The sequence below is a fragment of the Pseudoalteromonas sp. BSi20495 genome (assembly GCF_000241185.1).
Taxonomy (GTDB): Bacteria; Pseudomonadota; Gammaproteobacteria; order Enterobacterales; family Alteromonadaceae; genus Pseudoalteromonas; species Pseudoalteromonas fuliginea.
On the sequence record NZ_BADY01000029.1, the window covers coordinates 1 to 2,689 of the forward strand.

Below are 2,689 nucleotides of genomic sequence, written 5' to 3' on the forward strand. Positions count from 1 at the left end.
ATAGAGTTATTTAATTCGTTAAATTGTTCAAATATTTATGCCGGTTGGTATTGTCACGGCGCAAAGTTTATAACCTCGTAGACTCAAAAAGCCGAGCAACATAAGCCCTACCTTAGCTAAAAACCAAACGCTTGATGAAAATTCAACCTAAAAAGATAAGCAAGCCCTAATTTCCCAAAAAATAAATTATTACAAATTAGTTTTATCTTCATTACTTACTTTTTCAGCCTAATTTAACAAGACAAGAAATATCAAATACAGCTCCTATTTACGCCCAGTTTGGCCTCAAGCAAAAATATATAAAAATTAATATACAAAAACTCTTTAAAATTCATAATCAAACCCTAAAAAACACGATTGATAACCTTCTAATTACATATTATTAATTAATTCACTTGTTAAGCAAATAATTTTACAATAAATAAACAAGGGTTTAAGGATGAAACAATCAACAGTATTTACACCTAGCATTATTGTGAGTGCAACACTCGCATTATCGGCAGGTTTTACAACAACAACTTACGCAGCAGAAGAAGCTAAAAAAGTAGAGCGAATTCAAGTTACTGGTTCTCGTATTAAGCGAACTGATATTGAAGGGCCTTCTCCGGTGCAATCAATCGGTAGAGCTGAAATCGAAAACATGGGTTACGATAACTTACAACAGCTTCTAGAAAGAATGCCTGTGGCAGGTAGCGGTACTTTTTCAACCCGTGGAAATAATCAAGACTCAACCGCTAACGGCTCAGCTGCAGTAAGCTTACGAGGCTTAGGTGCTGATGCAACACTGGTACTAATCAATGGTCGTCGTGTATCAATTAGTGCTTTTGCGGAAGGTATCACCAACTCATTTGTAGATATTAACAGTATTCCCGTTTCTGCTATTGAGCGCATCGATATTCTAAAAGATGGCGCTTCAGCTATTTATGGCTCAGATGCAGTAGCCGGTGTAGTTAACGTTATTTTAAAGAAAGATATTGACGGCGTTGAGATTAATTTAGGCTATGGCGGTACAGATGGTCCAAATTATGAAGAGACAACAGCCAGCCTTGTTTGGGGTACTACGAGCGAAAAAAGTAGTGCATCCGTTATTATCGATTACTTTAAAAATACATCCCTTTCTTCTGATGAAATGGGCCGCCTAGGCACTGCAAACCAATCGCCTTATGGTGGTGAGGATTTCCGTTCATCTCGTGGTTTTCCTGGCTACTTTTATGTAGATGGTGTTAAAACTATCGATCCTGATTGTCCTGCTGAAAATGCAACTTCAAGTGGTAGCTGTTTATTTGATTACGGCCCATATGGCTATATTTCCCCAGCCTCTGAACGTATAGGCGCTATTTCACAATTTGAATACCGCTTTGATAACGGTATTACAGGCTTTTTAGAAATGGCTGTTCAGCATAATAGCTCTGTCGCTGCAGGAGCACCAACACCACTTGATGAAGATGCTGGCCTGACAGTGCCTGCTAGTCACCCTAACAATCCATTTGGTGAAGACATTCAAATTGGTCGTTACCGTACAGTTGATGCGGGTGCTCGCCAATGGGATATTGAGTCAGATACCTTACGCTTTGTTGCTGGGTTAAAAGGCGAAATAAACGATTGGAGCTGGGAAACAGCAGTACAAAAAGGTCGCAGTAAATCACTGCAAACTGGCGATCGCACACAAGGCTGGGTACGCACCGATTTTTTACAGCAAGAAATTGATGCCGGTAGCTATAATCCATTTGGTGGCACATATAACGATCCTGCTGTAGTTGACAGAATAACAACCAGCTTAGTACGTCGCGGTGAATCTCATATGACGTCTTTTGATGCCAATATAACTGGTGAAGCATTTAGTTTTGGTGGCGAAGCAGTAATGATGGCCGCGGGTATTGAATACCGTGAAGAAGATGTAAATGATATTCCTGATGATCAATTTCAACGCGGTTTGATATTTGGTACTGAATCAGTATCCGCTTCAGCAGATCGTGATCAATACGCTGCATACGTTGAATTCTCAATCCCACTTGCTGAAAACCTTGAATTGCAATTAGCTGGTCGTTACGATGATTACAGCGACTTTGGTACTACAACGAATCCAAAAGTAGCTCTGCGCTGGGCACCGACTGATGAAGTAACCGTTCGAGGTTCATGGGCGCAAGGCTTTAGAGCGCCTTCATTAGCGCAAATAGGCTTAGGTCCGTCACAAAAGAGCCAATTTTTTGTTGATACGCAGCGCTGTGAACAAACTGGGTTAGATTGCCAAGCGCTGGATTACAATATTGAGTTCTCTGGTAACCCTGATTTACAAGCTGAAGAGTCAGAATCATGGAACGTGGGCGTTATATGGGCACCAACAGCCGAGTTTGGTTTAAGTGTTGATGTATGGAGTATTACCCAAGATAACAAAATAGATGAAGAAGAGTTTGGCCCTATTTACGCTGCAGAATGTGGCAGTCAAAGTAGTACCGTGTGTGTTCGTTTGGCCCCAACGGGTGGCGCAAGCTTGGGCACAATACAAAAAATACACAGCACCTTCAAAAACTTATCATCGCAGGAAGTGTCTGGTGTTGATGTTTCAGCAAACTATAATCACTCTCTTGATGACTTAGGTTTACTTAAATTTAATCTAGAGTGGGCATATCAAGATAAATTTGAAAAAGATGGCCGTGATTACACGGGTGAATATGGTTACCCAGAGCAC

General features: G+C 40.7%; 1 protein-coding gene. It reads left to right on the forward strand.

All coding sequences use genetic code 11. From position 1 onward, the window contains the following. Positions 1-439 precede the first annotated feature (439 nt). A partial coding sequence (locus P20495_RS20230; protein ID WP_033015195.1) for a TonB-dependent siderophore receptor occupies positions 440-2,689 on the forward strand: 2,250 nt, incomplete at its 3' end.